The organism is Acinetobacter sp. 1124_18A (genome assembly GCF_052824995.1).
This window is the reverse complement of sequence record NZ_VTDF01000002.1, coordinates 391,231-411,767: the sequence shown is the minus strand read 5'-3', so window position 1 is coordinate 411,767 and position 20,537 is coordinate 391,231. Positions and strand designations below refer to the sequence as shown.

General features: G+C 37.5%; 20 protein-coding genes. 5 read left to right on the top strand and 15 right to left on the bottom strand.

The window, feature by feature from the left end:
• Nucleotides 1–226 precede the first annotated feature (226 nt).
• From FY048_RS06410 to FY048_RS06350, 13 genes are all read right to left on the bottom strand, one after another.
• Nucleotides 227–934 (bottom strand): SIR2 family NAD-dependent protein deacylase, encoded by a 708-nt coding sequence (locus FY048_RS06410; RefSeq protein ID WP_348949480.1) that lies wholly within the window; start codon nucleotides 932–934, stop codon nucleotides 227–229.
• A 99-nt stretch (nucleotides 935–1,033) separates the two neighbouring features.
• On the bottom strand, nucleotides 1,034–1,408 hold the full coding sequence (gene gcvH / locus FY048_RS06405; RefSeq protein WP_003651425.1) for a glycine cleavage system protein GcvH: 375 nt from the start codon (nucleotides 1,406–1,408) through the stop codon (nucleotides 1,034–1,036).
• A 37-nt stretch (nucleotides 1,409–1,445) separates the two neighbouring features.
• Complete coding sequence (locus tag FY048_RS06400) at nucleotides 1,446–2,471, bottom strand: AraC family transcriptional regulator (RefSeq protein WP_017390547.1); 1,026 nt, start codon at nucleotides 2,469–2,471, stop codon at nucleotides 1,446–1,448.
• Between the two features lie 107 nt (nucleotides 2,472–2,578).
• The gene (locus tag FY048_RS06395; RefSeq protein WP_003651428.1) at nucleotides 2,579–3,019 is read right to left on the bottom strand and encodes a MaoC family dehydratase; all 441 of its coding nucleotides are present in this window, start codon (nucleotides 3,017–3,019) and stop codon (nucleotides 2,579–2,581) included.
• The gene (locus tag FY048_RS06390) at nucleotides 3,019–4,866 is read right to left on the bottom strand and encodes an ABC transporter ATP-binding protein (protein ID WP_446090560.1); all 1,848 of its coding nucleotides are present in this window, start codon (nucleotides 4,864–4,866) and stop codon (nucleotides 3,019–3,021) included. The genes FY048_RS06395 and FY048_RS06390 overlap by 1 nt, the downstream gene beginning before the upstream one ends.
• 367 nt (nucleotides 4,867–5,233) lie before the next feature.
• The gene (locus FY048_RS06385) at nucleotides 5,234–5,770 is read right to left on the bottom strand and encodes a DUF2058 domain-containing protein (RefSeq protein WP_016138328.1); all 537 of its coding nucleotides are present in this window, start codon (nucleotides 5,768–5,770) and stop codon (nucleotides 5,234–5,236) included.
• Nucleotides 5,771–5,773: 3 nt separating this feature from the next.
• Nucleotides 5,774–6,454: a YoaK family protein gene (locus tag FY048_RS06380; RefSeq protein WP_446090559.1), complete on the bottom strand. Its 681-nt coding sequence runs from the start codon at nucleotides 6,452–6,454 to the stop codon at nucleotides 5,774–5,776.
• 3 nt (nucleotides 6,455–6,457) lie between these two features.
• On the bottom strand, nucleotides 6,458–7,660 hold the full coding sequence (gene sstT / locus FY048_RS06375) for a serine/threonine transporter SstT (protein WP_440207186.1): 1,203 nt from the start codon (nucleotides 7,658–7,660) through the stop codon (nucleotides 6,458–6,460).
• Between the two features lie 411 nt (nucleotides 7,661–8,071).
• Nucleotides 8,072–8,383 (bottom strand): ArsR/SmtB family transcription factor, encoded by a 312-nt coding sequence (locus tag FY048_RS06370; protein ID WP_016138325.1) that lies wholly within the window; start codon nucleotides 8,381–8,383, stop codon nucleotides 8,072–8,074.
• 466 nt (nucleotides 8,384–8,849) lie between these two features.
• Nucleotides 8,850–9,413 (bottom strand): TetR/AcrR family transcriptional regulator, encoded by a 564-nt coding sequence (locus tag FY048_RS06365; RefSeq protein ID WP_016138324.1) that lies wholly within the window; start codon nucleotides 9,411–9,413, stop codon nucleotides 8,850–8,852.
• A gap of 370 nt (nucleotides 9,414–9,783) precedes the next feature.
• A complete protein-coding gene (locus tag FY048_RS06360) occupies nucleotides 9,784–10,947 on the bottom strand; it encodes a ribosomal protein uL16 3-hydroxylase (protein ID WP_446090558.1) in 1,164 nt (387 codons plus the stop codon).
• A gap of 31 nt (nucleotides 10,948–10,978) precedes the next feature.
• On the bottom strand, nucleotides 10,979–11,572 hold the full coding sequence (locus FY048_RS06355) for a Maf family protein (protein ID WP_446090557.1): 594 nt from the start codon (nucleotides 11,570–11,572) through the stop codon (nucleotides 10,979–10,981).
• Entirely contained in the window at nucleotides 11,572–11,955 is a 384-nt protein-coding gene (locus FY048_RS06350) for a DUF2237 family protein (protein ID WP_003651438.1), read from the bottom strand. Before FY048_RS06350 ends, FY048_RS06355 begins: the two co-directional genes overlap by 1 nt.
• Nucleotides 11,956–12,093: 138 nt before the next feature.
• Between FY048_RS06350 and FY048_RS06345 the strand changes: the two genes are divergently transcribed.
• From FY048_RS06345 to fba, 3 genes are all read left to right on the top strand, one after another.
• Nucleotides 12,094–13,281 (top strand): phosphoglycerate kinase, encoded by a 1,188-nt coding sequence (locus FY048_RS06345; RefSeq protein ID WP_446090556.1) that lies wholly within the window; start codon nucleotides 12,094–12,096, stop codon nucleotides 13,279–13,281.
• A gap of 124 nt (nucleotides 13,282–13,405) precedes the next feature.
• Nucleotides 13,406–13,651, top strand: a complete 246-nt coding sequence (locus FY048_RS06340; RefSeq protein WP_446090555.1) for a hypothetical protein — start codon at nucleotides 13,406–13,408, stop codon at nucleotides 13,649–13,651.
• 121 nt (nucleotides 13,652–13,772) lie between these two features.
• Nucleotides 13,773–14,810, top strand: a complete 1,038-nt coding sequence (gene fba / locus FY048_RS06335) for a class II fructose-bisphosphate aldolase (protein ID WP_016138320.1) — start codon at nucleotides 13,773–13,775, stop codon at nucleotides 14,808–14,810.
• A gap of 119 nt (nucleotides 14,811–14,929) precedes the next feature.
• On the opposite strand, the gene FY048_RS06330 is transcribed toward fba, so the two are convergent.
• Together FY048_RS06330 and FY048_RS06325 are read right to left on the bottom strand one after the other, a co-directional pair.
• On the bottom strand, nucleotides 14,930–16,240 hold the full coding sequence (locus FY048_RS06330; RefSeq protein ID WP_446090554.1) for a peptidylprolyl isomerase: 1,311 nt from the start codon (nucleotides 16,238–16,240) through the stop codon (nucleotides 14,930–14,932).
• On the bottom strand, nucleotides 16,240–18,678 hold the full coding sequence (locus FY048_RS06325; RefSeq protein WP_016138318.1) for an LPS-assembly protein LptD: 2,439 nt from the start codon (nucleotides 18,676–18,678) through the stop codon (nucleotides 16,240–16,242). Before FY048_RS06325 ends, FY048_RS06330 begins: the two co-directional genes overlap by 1 nt.
• Nucleotides 18,679–18,798: 120 nt before the next feature.
• Between FY048_RS06325 and FY048_RS06320 the strand changes: the two genes are divergently transcribed.
• Together FY048_RS06320 and murU are read left to right on the top strand one after the other, a co-directional pair.
• Nucleotides 18,799–19,812, top strand: a complete 1,014-nt coding sequence (locus tag FY048_RS06320) for an aminoglycoside phosphotransferase family protein (RefSeq protein ID WP_446090553.1) — start codon at nucleotides 18,799–18,801, stop codon at nucleotides 19,810–19,812.
• Nucleotides 19,812–20,501 carry an N-acetylmuramate alpha-1-phosphate uridylyltransferase MurU gene (gene murU / locus FY048_RS06315; protein ID WP_446090552.1) on the top strand — a complete coding sequence of 230 codons (690 nt, stop codon included), beginning with the start codon at nucleotides 19,812–19,814 and terminating at the stop codon, nucleotides 20,499–20,501. The genes FY048_RS06320 and murU overlap by 1 nt, the downstream gene beginning before the upstream one ends.
• The last annotated feature ends 36 nt before the right edge of the window (nucleotides 20,502–20,537 follow it).

Here is a 20,537-nt window from a genome sequence, read left to right as displayed (position 1 = left end):
ACATTATTAATCATTTACTTATAATTTTTTAATATTCTGTTTTTTTTAATTTTCTTGAGAAGAATAAATTTTTTAAAAAAATAACTCTATTTTTAGTTACAAAGTGAGTGGAGGGAAAAATTTTATTGTGCGAAATTAGAACAAAATTAGAAAATTTGACAAAATTTTGTCCAAAAAATAATAATTTTTATTCAAATTAAATTGATTTTGTACTTAAAAATAGGAGTCAATTGGTTAAATTCTTAAAAAGTTCATGCATTCCTTGAGTAGCTGACATCTTTAACAATTCGTATTGTTGGGGAACACGCACATGATCTGCTTTGGGGTCTATATAGTAAGCTTTACATTGAGCTGCAATTTCATGCACTAAACCTGCAACAGGATATACGCTTAATGTCGACCCGATTACAATAAAAATGTCTGCACTTTGCACGACTCTAATTGCTTCTTCATAAGCAGGTACAGCTTCACCAAACCAAACAACATGTGGACGAAGAGGATATCCATCTGGGCAAAGGTCGTGTTCTAAATCTAATTTCCAACCGTTAATGTCATAAAACTGAGTTGTGAATTGTGCCTTTGGCCCCGAGCTTTTTGCTAACCGAATGTTTCCATGCAAATGTAAAACGTTGGAACTTCCTGCGCGTTCATGCAAATCATCAATGTTTTGAGTAATAACTTGTACTTCAAAATAATCTTGTAGTTTAGAAATATATTGATGAGCTTGATTAGGTTGAGATTCTAAAATATTTTTGCGTCTTTCATTATAAAAGCGTTGAACTAAAGCAGGGTTCTTTTGCCATGCTTCAGGTGTGGCAACTTGCTGAATGTCGTAATTTTCCCATAGACCATTACTGTCACGAAAAGTGCTAATTCCACTTTCGGCACTCATACCCGCGCCAGAGAATACAACAAGTTTTGTCATATAGGTCACCGAATCAGATAACTGATTTTAAATTAACTGCATAAACAAAGAAAAAAACCAGTCTAAATCTAAACTGGTTTTTATTAAATCTTGAAAACTATACCTATCTTATAGGCCAGCTTCATATTCTGCATTTGTTAAAAGTTTTTCAACATCTGCAATATTGTCTGGTTTGATTTTATAAATCCAGCCTTTGCCGTATGGATCATCATTTACAAAATCAGGATCATCTTCAAGGTCAGTATTTACTTCTACTACAGTGCCTGAAACAGGAGCATGGATGTCTGAAGCAGTTTTCACTGATTCAACAACTCCAGCTTGTTCGCCAGCTGTAACTTGACTACCAACTTCAGGAGTTTCGACATACACCAAATCGCCAAGCTCATCTTGTGCGTGGTCAGTAATCCCTGTAATAACAAGATCACCTTCAATTTTTACCCACTCATGTGTACGTGCATACTTCAGTTCCGAAGGGTGATTCATGGTAACTCCTTAAGCTTGTGTCCAATAGTTTTAAACATTATAAGTATGGGTCTTTACGCCAGTTGCTTGGGCTGCGGCCACTCCAGCGTTTAAAAGCACGGCTAAAATTTGCAACGTCCGAATAGCCAAGTTCATCTGCAATCTGTTCAAGACTATAATCTGTACGCGAAAGCAAAGATGTTGCATGTCGATAGCGTACTTCATCAACTAATGTAGAAAAGGAAGTTCCTTCTGCTGCCAATTGACGTTTAAGTGTACGGTCCGACATATGTAGGCATTCTGCTACATTTTCTATGCTTAAATAATGTTGTTCAGAATTACTTAAAATATCACGAACTCGCATTGCTAAACGTCGGCGCTCACCCAAAGCGGAAAGTTCAGCTTCACATTGGTTAATAGCAACTTGACTTGCAATAGGGTCGGCGTTGACTAATTTAAGTCCTAAATATTTTTTATCAAAACTTGAAATTAAATGTGGTTGGTTAAAGCGAATTGTACTGCTTAGTTTATTTCTATATTTTTCGAAACCTTCTGGCTCTGGAAAATCTAAGTCTACATCTCCAGCTAAATCTTCAATGCCAGTCATAGCTTTTGCCATGCTCATGATACCAATGGTTAAACCTAAAACGATTTCTGTACGTAAAGGCTCAAGTTCAATATCACACTGTAATTGTAAGGTCGCCTTGGGTCCAAAAGTTGAGAAATATAATTGTAAAAAGGGCAGGCGTAGCTGAATAAAGCGTGCTGCGAGTGCAATTGCTTCCGTAATATCTTTGGCTGTCATAATTGCATAGCCAATGAAACCATGAATTGAAATACGCATTTGAGTACCAAGATGGTAACCCAAAGTAGTTTCACCAGTTAGTTTAAGAGCGTGTTTAACCAGTTCATTTGCTACTGGTGTAGAAATACGATAGTCAGGGTCAGCCAGTTGCTCGCTTGTAAGATGAAATGGAGCAAATAATGTTTCATCGTTGTATCCCCAACGTGAAACGACATCTAATAGCAATAAGCCATAGACACCCGGAATACCCTGATCTTGACGAGCTGAGGTAATTTTCATATGCGTTCCATTGCTCTCATCAATTTTTCACATGCATTTCTTACACATCTTGTCATGAAATATAATCTGAGTTTATAAAAACTGTTAGACAATCATATCAACCATTTTTAAACATTCTTTTTAAAGACAACAATTTTTGTTGTTGAAATAAGTAAGACATCCCCATGCTGATTTAAGGCTTGTGTAACGTAACTTACAATACCACGATCTAATTTTGTTTTGGATGGGGTGATAGCTGAAATTTCAGTTTCAACATGAATTCTATCACCCGGTCGAGTGGGGCGTGGCCACCGCAAACTAGATTCTGAACCTATCAAACCTCCATGAATAGGCATGCATTCAGTCCATAAACGCATAGTGATGGCAGAAGTGTGCCAACCACTGGCAGCAATCCCTTGAAAAATAGGATCATGCTTAGCTTGCTCTTCATCTATGTGAAATGGTTGAGGGTCATAGGAATTTGCAAATTTTTTGATTTCATCTAAGGTGATTTCATATTCACGACTAATAAAACGATCACCAATTTTCAAATCTTCTAAATAAAGCATTAATCTTGACCCTGTAAAACTTTTTGTTCAATTAGGAAGCCGCCTGTTTGACGTTTCCATAATTGTGCATATATTCCATTTTGCGCAATTAACTCTTCATGTGTTCCTTGCTCAGCAATTTGGCCTTCATCAAGAACAATTAAACGATCCATTTGTGCAATAGTAGATAATCGATGTGCAATTGCAATAACCGTTTTATCAACCATAAGGTCATTTAAACTGGATTGAATCGCTGCTTCAACTTCTGAATCTAATGCACTGGTCGCTTCATCTAAAATGAGAATAGGAGCATCTTTTAAAAATACACGTGCGATAGCAATACGTTGTCTTTGACCGCCAGACAGTTTTACACCACGTTCACCTACTTGAGCGTGATATCCATTACGACCTTTTAAATCAACTAATTGAGGTATAAATTCTGCTGCTTTTGCTTTATTTACAGCGTTTTCCATGTCGGCATCAGATGCATCTGGACGGCCATATTTAATATTTTCGGCAACTGAACGATGTAATAAAGACGTATCTTGAGTAACTAAAGCAATGTTTGCTCTTAGACTATCTTGAGTCACATCTTCAATATTTTGCCCATCAATTAAAATTGCACCGTCTTTAAGATGATAAAAATGTAAAAGCAGTTGAATAAGCGTTGATTTACCTGCTCCAGAGCGCCCAACAATACCGATCTTTTCACCTGCTTTAATATGCAAATTAAAGTGATCAATGACATTTTTATTGTTATAAGCAAAGCTTACATCTTTAAATACAATCTCGCCTTGGGGAACTTTAAGCGTTTTTGCCTCTGGTTTGTCTTGAATATTGATTTTTTTACCTAATGTTTGCATACCATCTTGAATGGTTCCAACATTTTCAAATAATGCGGACATATGCCACATCATAAATTCAGCCATACTATTAAGCTTTAAAATCATGGCAGTCGTTGCTGCAATTACACCTAATGCTGCTAGACCTTGAGTCCATAGCCAAACTGAAGTACCAATAACGCCAATAAATAAAACGGCTGATAGCATGTTGATACTTATTTCAAAAAGAGTGCCTAAACGCATCTGAGCATAGACTGTTGTCATAAACTCTTTCATTGATGCTTTTGCATATTGGCTCTCACGTCCCGCATGAGCAAACAACTTAACAGTTTGAATATTGGTATAAGCATCGGTAATACGGCCAGTCATAACTGATCTAGCATCGGCTTGCTGCTGCGAAACTTTACTTAAACGGGGAATAAAGAACCATGCACTTATTAGAAATAAAGTTAACCAAACTAAAAGTGGTATTAACAAAATAGGGGAAATAGCCCCAAGAACAATGCTAACGGTAATGAAGTAAATAGCGACGTAAGCTAACATGTCGCCCAAAATAATCCAGAATTCACGGATAGCCAGGGCAGTTTGCATCACTTTTGCAGAAAGTCTTCCAGCAAAGTCATTATGGAAAAAATCTAAGCTTTGTTTCAATAAAAGATTATGAAAACGCCAACGCAAACGCATTGGAAAAGTACTATATAAAATCTGGTGTTTAACAATAGATTGAATATTTACAAAAAAGATGTTGGTAAATAAAACTCCAATTAAAAGTAGTAAATCAGTCGTGTGCTGACTGAAAAAACTTTCAGGATGACTTTTACTTAACCAATCTACGAGTTGCCCAATCTTTGAAAAAAGTAAGGCTTCAAAGCTTGCCGCACCTGCTGTAAAAAGAATAAGTAAGAATAAGTAAGGGCGTAAGCCTTCCGTTGCCTGCCATACAAATGGAAAAAAACGAGTTGGTAAAGGTTCATCCAGACCTTTTGTTGGGTAGGGATCTACAAGTTTTTCAAACCACTTCAGCATGAATTACTACCTTTAAGACAAAAGCCACTTAATTAAGTCTTTGCAATTAAATTTACAAAAAAGTCAGTTAGATCAATATCACTTAGGTTTTCGATCTTTTGAATATGTGCAAATACACATGAACTGATTACGTTGTACGTCATTTGTTAGTACATGACGTAAAATTTGGATACCTGAAGAAATCTTCAAGAATGTCGCGAGGACTTAAAAAATTATGATTTATTATATCGGGATTAATAGATAAAGTGGTGAAGGAATTTATTCTTTAAGTATTTTTTCTGAGTATTTTGAACATTTGTTAAATTAATATTTTTAAAGCCATTCGAAAAAGGCCTTTAGATTTACATCATAAAGGCCCTTGTATGTATTACCACATTAAATCATCAGGAATAACATACGCTGCATAAGGATCTTCTTCATTTGTGGTCTGTTCATTGGACTCAGCATTGTTCAATAGAATAAAACCTTTCATTTTTTGATCAATTTTTTCAGCTAATGGTTTAGGTAAGTATGCATATTGATTTTGATCTTTAGCAATGAGCAAACTGCCTGAAACAAGGGCATTATATATTTGCTGAGAAATATATACCTTCTTGATCTTACCCTCATCAATAAATTGATAAACACTATCACCATCAGTATTTGAAATTTTATGATGTTTAATCATTTGAATGATAGATGCTTTGAGGGCTTTCTCCTCAAGTTGTTGCTGTTTTTCTAAGTTTAAAGCCTGATCTTTAGCTAACTTTTCTTGTTGAGCTTTTTCAATATTCGCTTTAATTTCAGGCTCATCGCTTTGCCCGATACGTTGTTCGTGGTGAGCTTGCTTTGTTAGTTTTTTTGCTTTTTTATTATCCACTAAACCAGCTTTTAGTAGCTGTGCTTGTAAGGCATTTTTAACCATGACTTAATCCTTATGTGAAGTTGAAGGGCTGTAGAAGTAAACTACCCAGTAAGAAATACTTAAGACTAAGCTTAAAGTTGCTGGCAATAAAAATGCTTGTAACTTTAAATACGGATGTACCAGCGCGGCGAGAATTCCACCCAGCAGAAAACCCGTAAAAATAAGTAAGTGTAAAACAATACGTCGGTTTTCTACTGATAAGCCTCTGGCTTTATATCCAAGGGCTAAACCAATATCTGTTAAAACCCCAGATAGATGGGTAGTTCGAATAATGGTGCCTTTATAATGGCTCACCATTGCATTTTGTAGGCCCATTGCTGTACAAGCCCATAATAATCCATAGCGTGGAAAATAAGGAAGTAATAGCCAGCAAAGAAAAATGAATAAGGCAACAAGACTTAAAGGTAGGCCATAGCGACGACCTAATCGGAAGTGGCTACTGCCTAAAATAAAACCACTATAAAATGAACCACAAACATAACAAATAATCACTAGAAGTAAGAAAATGATATGTTCTGGTTGCCACTCTACCAAACTCATAGCTAGCATACTAACGTTGCCAGTCATATGTGAAATAGATTGATGTAAAAGAGTAATTAACCCTAATACATTAATCATTCCGGCATTGAATGCCAGTAAAAAGGCTCCGAGTTGGAACCAGTTTGGTAGACGTTGAAATGGCATTTTTTAAGAAGCTTGTTTAGAACGAATATCTACAGCTGCAGTAAATAAAACATCCGTAGAAGAGTTAAGCGCTGTTTCTGTAGAGTCTTGCAATACACTGATGATCATACCAATAGCTACCACTTGCATAGCAATTTCAGTTGAAATACCAAATAAACTACATGCTACTGGAATCAAAAGTAAAGAACCACCAGCTACACCAGAAGCACCGCATGCTGAAACTGTAGCAACAACTGATAAAATAAGCATTGTTGCAAAATCAACATGAATTCCAAGCGTATGTACAGTTGCTAATGTGAGTACAGTAATTGTTACTGCTGCGCCAGCCATATTGATTGTCGCACCTAATGGGATAGACACACTTGCTGTAGATGGATTAACACCTAAGCGTTCTGCCAAATCTAGGTTAACCGGAATGTTGGCTGCTGAACTTCGTGTGAAGAAAGCCGTAATCCCACTTTCTTTAAGACACTTAAACACGAGAGGGTATGGATTCCCACGTATAGTAAGTGCAACAAGAATTGGATTAATAACTAAAGCAACAAAGAACATCGTACCTAACAGTACTATTAATAATTGCGCATAACTTTCAAGGGTTGCGAGGCCAGCATCAGCAAAAGTTACTGCAACCAAACCGAAAATGCCGACAGGTGCAAAAGCAATTACTTTATGAATAATAGCGCTGACAGCATGTGCAACATCTTGCATTACTTCTTTTGTGGTGTCAGAGCTATGGCGCATAGCTAAACCTAAGCCAATTGCCCAAGCTAAAATACCGATAAAGTTTGCTTCACTAATTGCTTGAACAGGGTTAGCAATAAAGCTTAAAAGCAGATTTTTTAAAATATCCGCTAAACTTCCTGGTGCTTGCAAATCATTGTGCGAAACAGTGTTAAGGAACAATGTACTAGGAAAAGAAAGACTAACAATCACAGCTGTGAAAGCAGCAAGCAACATACCGATTACGTATAAAATTATGATTGGACGTAAATTTGCGCTATGACCCACTTGAAAGTTGGCGATAGAGGAAAGTACCAATACAAAAACTAAAATAGGGGCAACCGATTTTAAGGCTTTAATGAAAAGCTCACCAAATAAACTTAAATAAGGCGTAACGTTTGGAAATAGTAATGCGACACCAATACCTAAAATAATGGCGAAAATAATCTTGGCTACCAAGCTTAATCGAGAAAAGAATTCAAGCATATAAAGACCTTATTAACCTATTCGTGGCTAAAGGTTGAACAAGCGGAGTATTTTATACTTAAGTTAAGTGAATCTTAAGCTTTTTTATACCAACTAGATTTTTTTATAATGATTGGTAATATTAAGTTTATGTTTTAAATTAATTTATTATTGAAATAAAACATTTTTTATTGATTGCTTTGCTTGTTAATTGTTCGTTAAGAAAATGAATTCTTTCACAAAACTGTAAAAGCACCGTATGAAATACAGAGATCTGAATTGATGGAACGGTAAATGGGGTATATGAGACTTTGGAAAAACTACGCGAATTTTCAAAACTTTGTGCTTGGACTAAACTCTAAGCTTTCAAGCTGAAAAATCGCATATTTCAGGAAATTACTAATATTATTATAAAATTATAATTTAAAGATATTATTTACTTTCACAGTACAGTTGGTGAAGCGTATTTAAAATTGAATGCATATTGTCATCCTTAATAGAGTAAAAAATTTGCTTACCGTCACGACGAGTTGATACAACATCACTTTTACGTAACATCATAAGCTGTTGTGAAAGAGTGGGCTGTGTAATTTGGGTCTTCTCTTCAATTTGTGAGACATTTAGCTCTTCATAAGCTAAGTGACATAAAATTAATAAACGATCTGTATTCGCCAAAGATTTGAGAATTCCAACGACTGAATCAGCCGCATTTTTCATTTCTTCAATTTGGAGTCCATCTTTCATACTTTATACCTATATCAATATAGCGGGCATAGTATAGATTGATCTTGCGGAAATGAATGTAGCAAAACTAATCAATCCAATTGTTTTTGTTGAAAAGCAATATAAGGGGAACTGATAGATAAGTAGTATTTTTAATTAAAAACAGTTGTTTGTATTTCTTTTGTGTTTGAAGTGTTGCATTGTGTTATAAGTTTAATTGTTAAGTATAAGTGAATTGAAGTTAATGTGAAATATGTCCTATTTCACTCCGATAAATAGTTAAATCTAATTTATCGTTAAATGAAACATAAAAAATGATTGAGTTTTTATTTTTTAAATATATAATCTGTTTTGTACAGACAGGTCTGTATATTTTGGTTCGGTAGGGTCGAAAAAAACATCTAATTTTGAACCAAAATGACTTTCAGACGCAGCGTGATAGAGAAGAAGAATATTAATATAAGAAGAAGAATATCGCGCTTTATTTTTAAGCAGCTCTTTCAAAGTCGATTAACTTTTCAACTCGATTCCAATAATCATAAATTTTTATTGAACCATGTTCGACCTGAGCTTGAATGGTCATACCTTCCAATATATTAACGAGTAATAAAGATAAAGGAACTGGTTCTTTTACATCGTATTGGTTAAGAAGATTTTGCATCAGTTGAGTCAACCAAGCTTTATACAAAGTGGCAGGTTGATGCGTTGACGGATATTGTTTCAACACCTCTTCTAAGGCTTTTTGAAACATACAGCCATTAAAATCTTCACTATTAAACCAGTTGGAATACCATAAAAATACTGCTTTAATTCTCGCAAGAGGGTCTAACTCATCATGTTCTGATAAGGCAGCAGTAAGAGAGTTTTGTAAAAGCGTATTCCGTAGAAGTAGGCATTCTTCAATTAACTTTTCTTTCGATGGGAAATGCTTATAAAAAGTCATTTTTGCAACGCCAGATTCATTAATGATGCGATCTACTCCTATAGAATTATAGCTATACGAGTTAAAAAGTCTTAATGCGGTGTTAATAATGTCATCTTTTTTCGACATATTTTTTAGCCTCTCACAAATGAATTGCTATTCGCTTGAACTGTGATCTGTATTAATGAGAATCTGGATCTTTAATTTTACAAGGTATTGTTTGTTATTGATAGAAAAAAGATATTATTTTTTTAGACGGTATCGTTTAAATTTTAAGGAAAAAGTAAGTAAGAGGTATTTCATTATTTTTAATAATTAGGCTTTTTATTTTTAATTCTCATTTCAAAATTTCTTAAGCTTAATAATCTTGATTACGTGCTATTTAACGATTTGCAGATAAATTTAAAGAGTAATAATGGAATGAATCTATGCGTTTGGTTGTCCCTTTTAAAAGTAGATTTTTCCACTTTCATGAAAAAATCTACTTTTATTAAGGCATTTACTCTGCAGGAGGCAAAAGCATAAGAATAGATTCATTTAATAAGTGAGCAACGTTCTCTAGTATTTCATCATCATTAAATTGGCTATCGAATGGCAGGCTCGCTCCATTGGCAATCGCTTTTAGTTTTTGTCCGAAAGACTCAGCTATAAATAGGGCTTCACCATTTCCCCAAAAGTTTAGGGTTGCGTTTTGCTCTGTATAAAGTAGTCGAGAGGCTGGCTCTAAAAGAACCTCATATCCTTCTTGTAAGATTTCTTTCAAGTCATCAGCTTCGATTTCATCAGCTTCTGGAATATTATCCGGATATTTGGGTTCACTCATATAAGACATGATAGCGGCATCAAGTGCTGCTGAATCTTGTAATTGAGCTAATACTAAGTCTTTTAAGTGCCCTAGTTCGGTTGCGTTAATTTCACCAATTTGGCTCATTTGTTTACGCGCGATGTCTACAACAGGGTTTTGCAATAAAGTATTAGCTGAAAATTGATCGCTAATACGTTCCATCATTCCTGCAACGTTTGGCATGCGAAAGCCAAATGAGAACGTGAGGCAATCGTCTTCGGCAACGCCATAATGTGCCATTCCGGGTGGAACGTATAGTAAATCACCTGGTGCTAAAACTTCATCAAATTGCACATCTATTTCTGGCAGAAGTTTTAATGGTTGATTTGCTACAAATGCCGTATTTGCATCGCACATTTGCCCTAACTGCCAGCGACGGTGTCCGTGACCCTGAACTAGAAATACATCATAAAAATCAAAATGCTTTCCTACTGAACCACCTTTAGGAGCGTAAGAGACCATAATGTCATCGCGGCGCCATTGAGGAATAAATGGAAATTTTTTCCAAAGCTCAGAAAGATCAAAAGAGTAGTGGTCTACAGCTTGTACTAAAAGCGTCCATAGTTTTGGTAACTTTTGAAAGTCACCCTTAGTTAAAGGTGAAGACTTAACATGCCATTCATTTGGATTTTTATCTTTTTGGCGAATGAGTCGAGCACTTGCATGTTCCTCTAAAGCAAGTTCTTGCACATCTTGGGGTTCTAAAAGACCGACAATTTCTGGCAACCCGTTACGTACCAGTAAAGGTTTTTTCTGCCAATATTCTGCTAAAAATTGTTCGGCAGTAATACCACCTAAAACTGTTAAGGGTTCTGTCATGGAAATAACCTATTTATAAAAATATCTAAAATTAAGGAATCTGGAGACCAAGTTGCCTTAAAATATGGCAAAGTTGGATCATTGGTAAACCCATAAGAGTTGTTTGATCTTGGCCTATCATTTTTTCGAACAAACTAATTCCTAAACTTTCACACTTAAAGCTACCAGCACAATGGAGTGGTTGATCTAATGCAATATATCGTTCAATTTCAGCTTGAGTTAGGGTTCGGAATTTAACTTGGTAATGTTCAACAAGTGTTTGCTCAAAATTTCTCTCAAGCCATTGCACACTGAGTGCGGTACTAAAAAAGACAGTTCGACCTGAGTTTTCTGCTAACTGAACTTTGGCATTTTCAATGGTCATCGGTTTACCAATAAAGTCATTCGGGGCGTGTTCTCGCCATGCGACTTGATCGGAACCAATAATAATTGCATGTGGGTTTTGTACAGCAATTACTTGAGCTTTGGTGAAAGCTAATCTTTGCGCAAGTTCATCTGCATGGGTTTCATTGCGAGGGCTCTCATCAATATCTGGACTCACACAGATATAGTTAATCCCTAGGCGATCCATTAAGGCTTTACGCGTTTGACTGCTTGATGCCAAAATAATTTGTGGCTGTACCATTACACTGCAAATTCCATTAAAACATCTAAAGGCACATAGCTTAATACAGCTTGGTGACATGCATGTATTTTGATGGGAGGTGCCTGACCCGCTTGATAAGCTTCTACCCAACGAGTTACGCAGATACACCAGAAATCACCGGGCTTTAGGCCGGGGAAATCTACTTCCGGTAACGGGGTAATAAGATCATTACCTATTTTTTGTGAAAAATTTAAGAAATCAGAGGTCATTTGCGCACATACGGTATGCTGACCAAGGTCTGTTACTGCTGTGTGGCAGAAGCCATTTCTAAAATAGCCAGTAATAGGGTCGAAACAACAACTTGCTAAAGGTTCCCCTAAAACATTTAAACGATTGATTTGTGGATCTGGATGAATAGACATAATGGATGAAATATCAAATGACTATCTCTATCATAATCAAAACTCAGGCTTTCTACAGCTTTTATGCAAAAAAACTAACCTTTTTTGATGTAATCATTTAAAATTGGCGCGTTTTTAAAATCATAAAGAGAGCTTTACATGAATTTTCAGCGTATGACTGACCTTAACTTAACAGGTAAACGCGTCCTTATTCGTGAAGATTTAAACGTTCCTGTCAAAAATGGTGTGATTACTAGCGATGCTCGCTTACGTGCTGCATTACCAACGATCAAAGCTGCTTTAGAAAAAGGCGCAGCTGTGATGGTATTTTCACATTTAGGTCGTCCTGTTGAAGGTGAACCAAAGCCGGAACAATCACTTGCACCAGTCGCTGCTTATTTAACAGAAGTATTGGGTCAAGACGTTAAATTGTTAACTGATTACCTAAATGGCGTAGAAGTTGAAGCTGGTCAAGTTGTATTGCTTGAGAATGTACGCTTTAACCATGGCGAAAAGAAAAATAATCCAGAGCTTGCACAAAAATATGCTGCATTATGCGATGTATTTGTTATGGACGCATTTGGTACTGCTCACCGTGCAGAAGCATCTACTGAAGGTGTAGCTCGTTTTGCTCCTGTAGCTGCAGCAGGTCCTTTATTGGCAGCTGAGTTAGATGCACTAGGCCGTGCAATGCAAACTCCTGAAAAACCAATGGTTGCAATTGTTGCAGGTTCTAAAGTTTCAACTAAACTTGATGTTCTAAACTCACTTTCTAGTATTTGTGATCAACTTATCGTTGGTGGTGGTATTGCAAATACATTCTTGGCAGCTGCTGGTTTTAATGTTGGTAAATCATTATACGAAGCTGACTTGGTTGAAACTGCAAAACAAATTGCTGCGAAAGTAAGTGTTCCACTTCCTACAGATGTTGTGGTTGCCGATGCTTCGCAAATTAATTTTGAAGATTTCTTGGGTTCTTTAGCAGCAGCGCAAGCAGTTGTGAAGAAAGTAGAAGATGTAACATCAAATGACATGATTTTAGATGTTGGTCCTGAAACAGCTAAAGCATTTGCAAATATTTTAACTACATCAAAAACGATTCTTTGGAATGGTCCTGTAGGCGTATTTGAAGTTGATCAATTTGGTGAGGGTACTAAAGCACTTTCTCTTGCTGTTGCTCAATCTGCTGGTTTCTCGATTGCTGGTGGCGGAGATACTTTAGCTGCGATTGATAAATATAACGTTGCTGACCAAATTGGTTATATTTCTACAGGTGGCGGTGCATTCCTTGAGTTTGTTGAAGGAAAGACTTTGCCAGCAGTCGCTGCTTTACTTGAGCGTGCTTAACACTGTTATCTAAAAATAAGAAGGGATTGGGTGACCAGTCCCTTTTTTCATGGATAGGTCATTAAACTGTCATATATCTGCAATAAAATAGTGAGCATTAAATCACCAACTGTGGACAATAGTGATGAATTTAAAGCTTACATTTGCTGCTGTGTTAATTGTACCGATGATGTTGACTGCTTGTGCTAAGAAAGATGAAGCATCTCAGGCTGGACAAGAATCAGTAGCTTCTACGGCTGTTTCAGAAAAAGTAACACCTGAGCAACAAGCAGCCATTGATGCGATTGATAAGCCAGTTTTAGATGAAAAGAATACCGATGTGGTTGAAGGTAGTGCACCAAATGAGGCTGCTGCTTCAGAAACACATTAATTTGTTGTTTTTTGTTAAAAAATCCCTGCATATGCGGGGATTTTTTTTGAAATACTGTGATTTGTTGCTGAATTGAAATAAATGAAAGGGTAGAATAACCCGCACTACCTGGGAGGATATTATGGCACTCATTTCAATGCGCCAGCTCTTGGATCACGCTGCTGAACATAACTACGGCGTACCAGCATTTAACGTAAATAACTTAGAACAAATGCGCGCAATCATGCTTGCCGCAGATGCAACCAATTCACCTGTAATTGTTCAAGCATCAGCTGGAGCTCGCAAATATGCAGGCGCTCCATTCTTACGCCATCTTATTTTGGCTGCAATTGAAGAATGGCCACATATTCCAGTGGTAATGCACCAAGACCATGGTACAAGCCCTGATATCTGTCAGCGTTCAATTCAGCTTGGCTTTAGCTCAGTAATGATGGACGGTTCATTGGGTGTGGATGGTAAAACGCCTACATCTTACGAATACAATGTTGATGTAACTCGTAATGTTGTTGCTTTAGCACATGCATGTGGTGTTTCTGTCGAAGGTGAGATTGGCTGTTTAGGTAGCCTTGAAACTGGTATGGCTGGTGAAGAAGATGGTGTTGGTGCAGAAGGTGTACTTGACCATTCACAACTTTTAACTTCTGTTGAAGAAGCGACTCAGTTCGTTGCTGATACAAATGTTGATGCACTAGCAATTGCAGTTGGTACTTCACACGGTGCGTATAAGTTTACGCGTCCACCTACAGGCGATATCTTGGCAATTGACCGTATTAAAGAAATTCATGCGGCATTACCAAATACTCACCTTGTAATGCATGGTTCGAGTTCTGTTCCACAAGAATGGTTAAAGGTAATCAATGAGTTCGGCGGTAATATCGGCGAAACTTATGGTGTACCTGTTGAGCAGCTTGTAGAAGCAATCAAACATGGTGTACGTAAAATCAACATTGATACTGACTTACGTTTAGCTTCAACTGGTGCGATTCGTCAATTTTTGGCTGAGAATCCATCTGAGTTTGATCCACGTAAATACTTTGCTAAAACCGTTGATACAATGAAGCAAATTTGTGTTGATCGTTATGAAGCATTTGGTACAGCTGGAAATGCTGACAAGATCCGTCCAATTTCTTTAGAGAAAATGGTTGATCGTTATAAATAATTCCCGTTAGGGTGTAATTTAAAAAACCGGTTATTTTATATAGCCGGTTTTTTTATTATGTAAATTTTATTCATAAAAAAACCTGTGATGAACACAGGTTTTAATGAAGAGAAAAAGACTTACTTTTGTAAGTTCTTCTTGTCTAGGCTTGGGTCTTTGATTTCTACATAAGCATTCGCACGTACTTCACGTAGCCAGCTGTCGATTTCAGTGTTAAATTGACGTTCACCTAAAATTTGACGTGCCATACGCTCTTGATATTCATGAGTCATATCTTTTTCACGTTTTTCAGTTACTTGTAAGATATGCCAGCCAAATTGAGTTTGGAATGGTTCGCTGATTTCACCTACAGGAATTTCCTGCATTTTTTTGTCAAATTCAGGCACCATCATGCCCGGCGTTACCCAACCTAAGCTGCCGCCATCACGTGCTGAACCTGTATCATTTGAATAGGTCGCTGCAAGAGTTGCAAAATCATCACCACCTTTTAAGCGTTTATAGATGCTATCAATAATTTGCTTGGCATTATCAAGGCTAACCACTTCAGACGGTTGAATAAGAATATGGCGAGTTTGATATTGAGGTACTAGTGCTTTTTGCTCATTTTGTTTACGTTCAATAAGCTTTAAAACATGTACACCATCACGTACTGAGATTAAGTCAGTTGTTTGACCTTCTTGTAATGGGGTAATACGTGCTGCAAGTTCAGCGGGAATGTCTGAAAGTGGGCGGAATCCCATGTCAGCGCCATCAACTTTTGCATTTGCAGTTGAAAGTTTTTTCAATGCGTTTATATCATTACTTTGCGCAAGCTTTGAGCGTACTTCTTGAGCTACAGATTGAACTTCCTGCGGATTATCACCAGTAATACGCATATGAATTACATGTGCTTGGTTTCCTAGAGCAGCCTGTCCCTGAGGTGATTTCAAAAAGTTTTCTACATCTTGATCACTAATTTTAATACGAGACATAACTTGTTGTTGGCGTAAACGACTAATCGCTAAATCCTCAGCGATTCGACCACGTAAACTTTCATAAGTTCCTGGTGCCATAGCATCTAACTTTTGCTGGAAAGCTTCTAAACTTTTAGTTCCAGATTGACTTGCTACTTTTAATACAGCTTCATTTAAGCTTTTTTCATCAGGTTTAATGCCATATTTTTTAACTTGTTCAAGTTGCGCCTGACGCAAGATTAACTGATCTAACACCTGAAATTGTAGATATTGCTGAGGTGGGACCTCTTTTTTTTGTGCTTGTAGTTCGTGAGCGGCTTCCGCCATCCCTTGTTGAAGATCGCTTTTTAAAATTACGCTATTGTCCACAATTGCCACAACTTCATCAGCGGGTTGGGCAAAACTATGCATTGATGAAGAGATTAGGGCAGCAAGGGTAGTTGCTTTAAAAAACTGTTTAAGATGCTTTGTCTTCATTAACGTTGTGTCCAAGATTGATTAATTTTGTTAAAACCTAAAACGCGATTTTCAAGTAAAGACGCGAGTTTATTGTTTAAACCACCTAAACCTTTTAGTGTAATTTCGGCCATAATGGCACGTTTTTCACTAACATCTGGAGATTTTGGATCATCTAGATCGTTATAGTATGAGCGACCATAGACAGAAATGCCCCAGCAACATGACTCATAGTTAACCCCTAATAAGATCTCGCGGGCAACATCATTGTCCATGTCATATTGTACGTGGCCCATAATACGCCAATTGTCTTTAACTGGTTGTATAAACGATGCAACAACCTGATCGTAAGTATCTTGGCGACCTGCAATATCTTTACGATAGAAATAGCCTAAGTTATAAAGATTTCCTTTATCTCCAGTATAATAAACTTGGAAATCACGCTGAGCGTTATCACCATTAGACATCCATGCTGAATTGGCTGCGATTGTGAAGTTTTGGTTTAACTGGCTTGTTAAACTTACAACTGGACCCGTATTGCGTTCGGTATCAATCTCGTCTTGTTGCCTTAATGTCACACGGCGATCTTCAAAATAATAACTTTGACCAACACTCGCACGTAAACGCTCTAAGCCTACTGTGTCAAAAAGACTATAACTTACGCCAAGTGATAGAAAGTTGTTGTCTTCAAGACGGTCATGTCCATAGAAACGGTAAGGGTTAAATAATTGATCGTAGCTTACTGATGCTGAAGTTGAGTCAAAGTTTGGATAGCTGCTTTGGTCTTTGTATGGGGCATAGGCATAAAATGCGCGAGGGGTAAGCGTTTGTAAATACTTGCCTTCACGTTCAAAATTCAGTCCAGTGTCCAATGTAAATTGAGGTACAACGACTGATTTATTTTCAGAACCACCATCAAGATTTTGAGATGCGATACTGTCCTTATCATAGAATGTTTGAATAGAACGTACGGAAACCTCAGGAATTACAAATGCTGCTGGTGTGCGGTAGTTGTAACGCGTTGCAAACTGGTTGTAGATACGTGTACCACTACTTTCCTGAGCAGAATCATCAGTAATTGATTTCTTGAAGTATGCAGTATCGTTATTGAATTCGTATTGTAAGCCTAACGGATTACCCGTCACATAATTCAATAAGAATTGTGGCAAGCGTGCATAAGGCTTATCAACATCGGCAATGTCAGGGTCAAGTGTCTGGAAGTCTTCAACTTTAAGCTGAGCTTTTAAACCCGGAATACCGTGTTGGTAGTTGAGTTCCCATGCTCTACGTAAGTTTAGGTCTGTTTTAGAGTTGGGGCTACTATCTAAATCTGAGAAATAGTCTTTATCTGAAGCATAGTTGTACTCTAGATTAGTCGACCATTGATCGTTGATATCCCAGTTATGTAAAAAATGGAAATCTTTACGATCTTTATCATCATATTCTTTGTCAGATGGCAACATGCCACCCCACATTTCACCAGCACCAAAACCATCGGTTAAATATCTAAAGTCACCTTTTAACATTGCACCGCGGTCTGCTAAATAACGCGGAGTAAGTGTCAGATCATAGTTAGGTGCAAGGTTTAAATAAACTGGAACAGAAAGCTCAACACCACCATCGTTTGAGAAACCAAACTGTGGATTGAGAATACCTGTAGTTCGGCGATCATCAATAGGGAAGTTAAAGTAAGGAATTGCTAGAACTGGAACATCTTTAACATATAGTTTTGTTCCGTGGGTTGTACCACGTCCAGTTTCCTGGTTTAACTCAATTTTATTTGCCTGAATTTTCCAACCTGGTTTTTGACCTGGTGGGCAAGTCGTATAGGTGGCATCGTTAAGAACCATCACATTTGGCGATGTTCTTTCGATTTTTCCTGCATGACCATGGGCATGTTGTTGTTCTGAAATATAAAAACTATTTTCTAAATTACCAGTCTGGTTTTTTAGGTTGTAATTAATTTCATCACTCTGTGAAAGTAACCCACCTTGAGCGAGTTGTACTCGGCCTTGGGCGTGTGCAAAGGTTTGGGTCTTATCAATCGTAACCTTATCAGCGCGAACTGTGCGTCCTTCCTGATCAATAACGACGTCGCCTTCTAAAACAGAGTCACCGGCGGGATTATAATGTCCATAATTAGCTGTAACGACAGAAGTCGTCTTATCTGCATCTAGGGCTTTGGTCTGTGGGTTAATCGGTGTAACCCATGTACCCTGGCAAAATGCCGAGCTTAAATATTTATTGTCACGAAGCTGTGCCTCAGGTGCAGATTTATCAACATAATACTGTTGAAAGAACTCTTGACCTGGGTAGGCTTCTTTGATGCTCGCTTTAAGTTGATTATTGTCTATATTGGAGACAACATCAGCTGACTCAGCATAACTTGATTGTATGGAGCCACATAAGAGCGTAAAAATAGCTGTCGCTAAAGGATTAAATTTAAACTGATGCTTCATTGTCTCATTAACCAAGTATGCTAATTCACAATTAATTATTGTCGCATGATAGAGAAAAAGTTTATAAGTGGCTACACTTAACCCTTCAAAAATCTCAGCTTGTTTTAGATTTTATTGCAAATGAATACACAACGTGAACAATTGATATATACATGGCTTACATCTGTTCTTGAAAATGATCAATTTAAGATCGCTTTTTTAGCAGGTGATGCAAGCTTCCGCCGTTATGCGCGTATCCAGTTACAAAATAAAACGTATATGCTCATGGATGCCCCTCCAGAAAAAGAAGACTGTGTTCCGTTTGTGACCATTGACGAATTTTTTGCAGGCCATGGCGTACGCGTACCGCAGATCGTCGCGAAAGATTTAGCTCAGGGTTTTCTGTTATTGGAAGACTTTGGTGATGTGCTGTTGTCGACATTATTAAATGATGAAACAGTCGATAAATATTATGAGCAAAGCTTTAAACAGCTGATTCATTTGCAGTCTGTGAATGGTCAGGAGCAGTTTCCTGCATACTCATATGAGAAACTGTTAACTGAAATGAAGCTGTTGACTGACTGGATGCTGCCATCTTTGCAGATTATTCCGGATGCGAAGCAACAACAGGTGATTGATGATGCTTTCGATTTGTTAGCAAAAACCGCACTGGCTCAGCCGCAAGTGATTGTACATCGTGATTTTCACAGTCGTAATCTGATGAAGATTGAAAATGAACAAGAGTTAGGGGTAATTGATTTTCAGGATGCTGTCATTGGTGCAGATACTTATGACCTAATTTCGATTACTCGCGATGCTTATGTTCAATGGAATGCAGAGCATGTTTACCAATGGTTTAGAGTCTTTTATGACTTATTGCCCGAGTCTGCCAAACAAAACCGTAGTTTTGAACAGTTCAAGCGTGATGCAGATTTAATGGCTATTCAGCGCCATATTAAAATTCTGGGCATTTTTGTGCGTCTGTTTGAGCGCGATGGTAAATCAGGTTATTTAAAAGATTTACCACGTGTCATGTGGTATTTACTTGAAGAAAGTCGTGGTTATGCTGAACTTGATGAGTTTATGTTATTCATAAATGACATAGTTATGCCGAAGTTCATCGAGAAATATGGTAACTACGAGGTAGTAGCATAATGAAGGCAATGATTCTTGCTGCTGGCTTGGGCAATCGGATGCGTCCACTCACGCTATATACACCCAAGCCTTTGCTCGAGGTAGGCGGTAAGCCGCTTATTGTATGGCATATTGAAAAACTTAAGAAAATTGGTGTGACCAAAATCATCATCAATTCTGCATGGTTGGCCGATAAACTCATCAGTAGCTTAGGCGACGGTTCTCAATTTGGTGTGGATATCCGTTGGACACGAGAGGATGAAGGGCTGGAAACAGCTGGTGGAATTATTAACGCTTTGCCACTACTTGGAACAGATCCATTTATTCTAGTGAATGGGGATGTGTGGACGACAATGGATTTTGAAGGTCTACGCCATATTCAGCTAAATGATGATTTAGCACATCTTGTGTTGGTTGATAATCCTAAACAGCACCCTGAAGGTGACTTTACATTATTGGATGGAAGCGTTTTTACATTTGATCAAGATGTGACGGGTGAGAACCTTACTTTTAGTGGTGTGTCTGTTATCCATCCTAAGCTTTTTGATGGATTGGAAGCTGGTAAACGTCCTTTAGCTCCACTGTTGAAACAAGCAATGCACAATCAAAAAATATCTGGTGAAAAGCTTAAAGGTGCATGGGTAGATGTGGGAACGCCTGAGCGTTTAATGGAGCTAGATTTGCAAATTCGTGAAGGCTTCTACGATTAAGTGTGTAATCCCTAATCGTTAACTAGTGTTCCACGA

What these genes read in the sequence shown, in the direction of transcription:
- FY048_RS06370 (WP_016138325.1), bottom strand. Translation starts at nt 8,383, where the DNA reads ATGAAAGATGGACTCCAAATTGAAGAAATGAAAAATGCGGCTGATTCA.
- FY048_RS06350 (WP_003651438.1), bottom strand. Translation starts at nt 11,955, where the DNA reads ATGTCTATTCATCCAGATCCACAAATCAATCGTTTAAATGTTTTAGGG.
- FY048_RS06325 (WP_016138318.1), bottom strand. Translation starts at nt 18,678, where the DNA reads ATGAAGCATCAGTTTAAATTTAATCCTTTAGCGACAGCTATTTTTACG.
- murU (WP_446090552.1), top strand. Translation starts at nt 19,812, where the DNA reads ATGAAGGCAATGATTCTTGCTGCTGGCTTGGGCAATCGGATGCGTCCA.
- FY048_RS06380 (WP_446090559.1), bottom strand. Translation starts at nt 6,454, where the DNA reads ATGCCATTTCAACGTCTACCAAACTGGTTCCAACTCGGAGCCTTTTTA.
- FY048_RS06320 (WP_446090553.1), top strand. Translation starts at nt 18,799, where the DNA reads ATGAATACACAACGTGAACAATTGATATATACATGGCTTACATCTGTT.
- FY048_RS06400 (WP_017390547.1), bottom strand. Translation starts at nt 2,471, where the DNA reads ATGAAAATTACCTCAGCTCGTCAAGATCAGGGTATTCCGGGTGTCTAT.
- sstT (WP_440207186.1), bottom strand. Translation starts at nt 7,660, where the DNA reads ATGCTTGAATTCTTTTCTCGATTAAGCTTGGTAGCCAAGATTATTTTC.
- FY048_RS06390 (WP_446090560.1), bottom strand. Translation starts at nt 4,866, where the DNA reads ATGCTGAAGTGGTTTGAAAAACTTGTAGATCCCTACCCAACAAAAGGT.
- FY048_RS06360 (WP_446090558.1), bottom strand. Translation starts at nt 10,947, where the DNA reads ATGACAGAACCCTTAACAGTTTTAGGTGGTATTACTGCCGAACAATTT.
- FY048_RS06385 (WP_016138328.1), bottom strand. Translation starts at nt 5,770, where the DNA reads ATGGTTAAAAATGCCTTACAAGCACAGCTACTAAAAGCTGGTTTAGTG.
- FY048_RS06355 (WP_446090557.1), bottom strand. Translation starts at nt 11,572, where the DNA reads ATGGTACAGCCACAAATTATTTTGGCATCAAGCAGTCAAACGCGTAAA.
- FY048_RS06330 (WP_446090554.1), bottom strand. Translation starts at nt 16,240, where the DNA reads ATGAAGACAAAGCATCTTAAACAGTTTTTTAAAGCAACTACCCTTGCT.
- FY048_RS06395 (WP_003651428.1), bottom strand. Translation starts at nt 3,019, where the DNA reads ATGCTTTATTTAGAAGATTTGAAAATTGGTGATCGTTTTATTAGTCGT.
- gcvH (WP_003651425.1), bottom strand. Translation starts at nt 1,408, where the DNA reads ATGAATCACCCTTCGGAACTGAAGTATGCACGTACACATGAGTGGGTA.
- FY048_RS06365 (WP_016138324.1), bottom strand. Translation starts at nt 9,413, where the DNA reads ATGTCGAAAAAAGATGACATTATTAACACCGCATTAAGACTTTTTAAC.
- fba (WP_016138320.1), top strand. Translation starts at nt 13,773, where the DNA reads ATGGCACTCATTTCAATGCGCCAGCTCTTGGATCACGCTGCTGAACAT.
- FY048_RS06345 (WP_446090556.1), top strand. Translation starts at nt 12,094, where the DNA reads ATGAATTTTCAGCGTATGACTGACCTTAACTTAACAGGTAAACGCGTC.
- FY048_RS06340 (WP_446090555.1), top strand. Translation starts at nt 13,406, where the DNA reads ATGAATTTAAAGCTTACATTTGCTGCTGTGTTAATTGTACCGATGATG.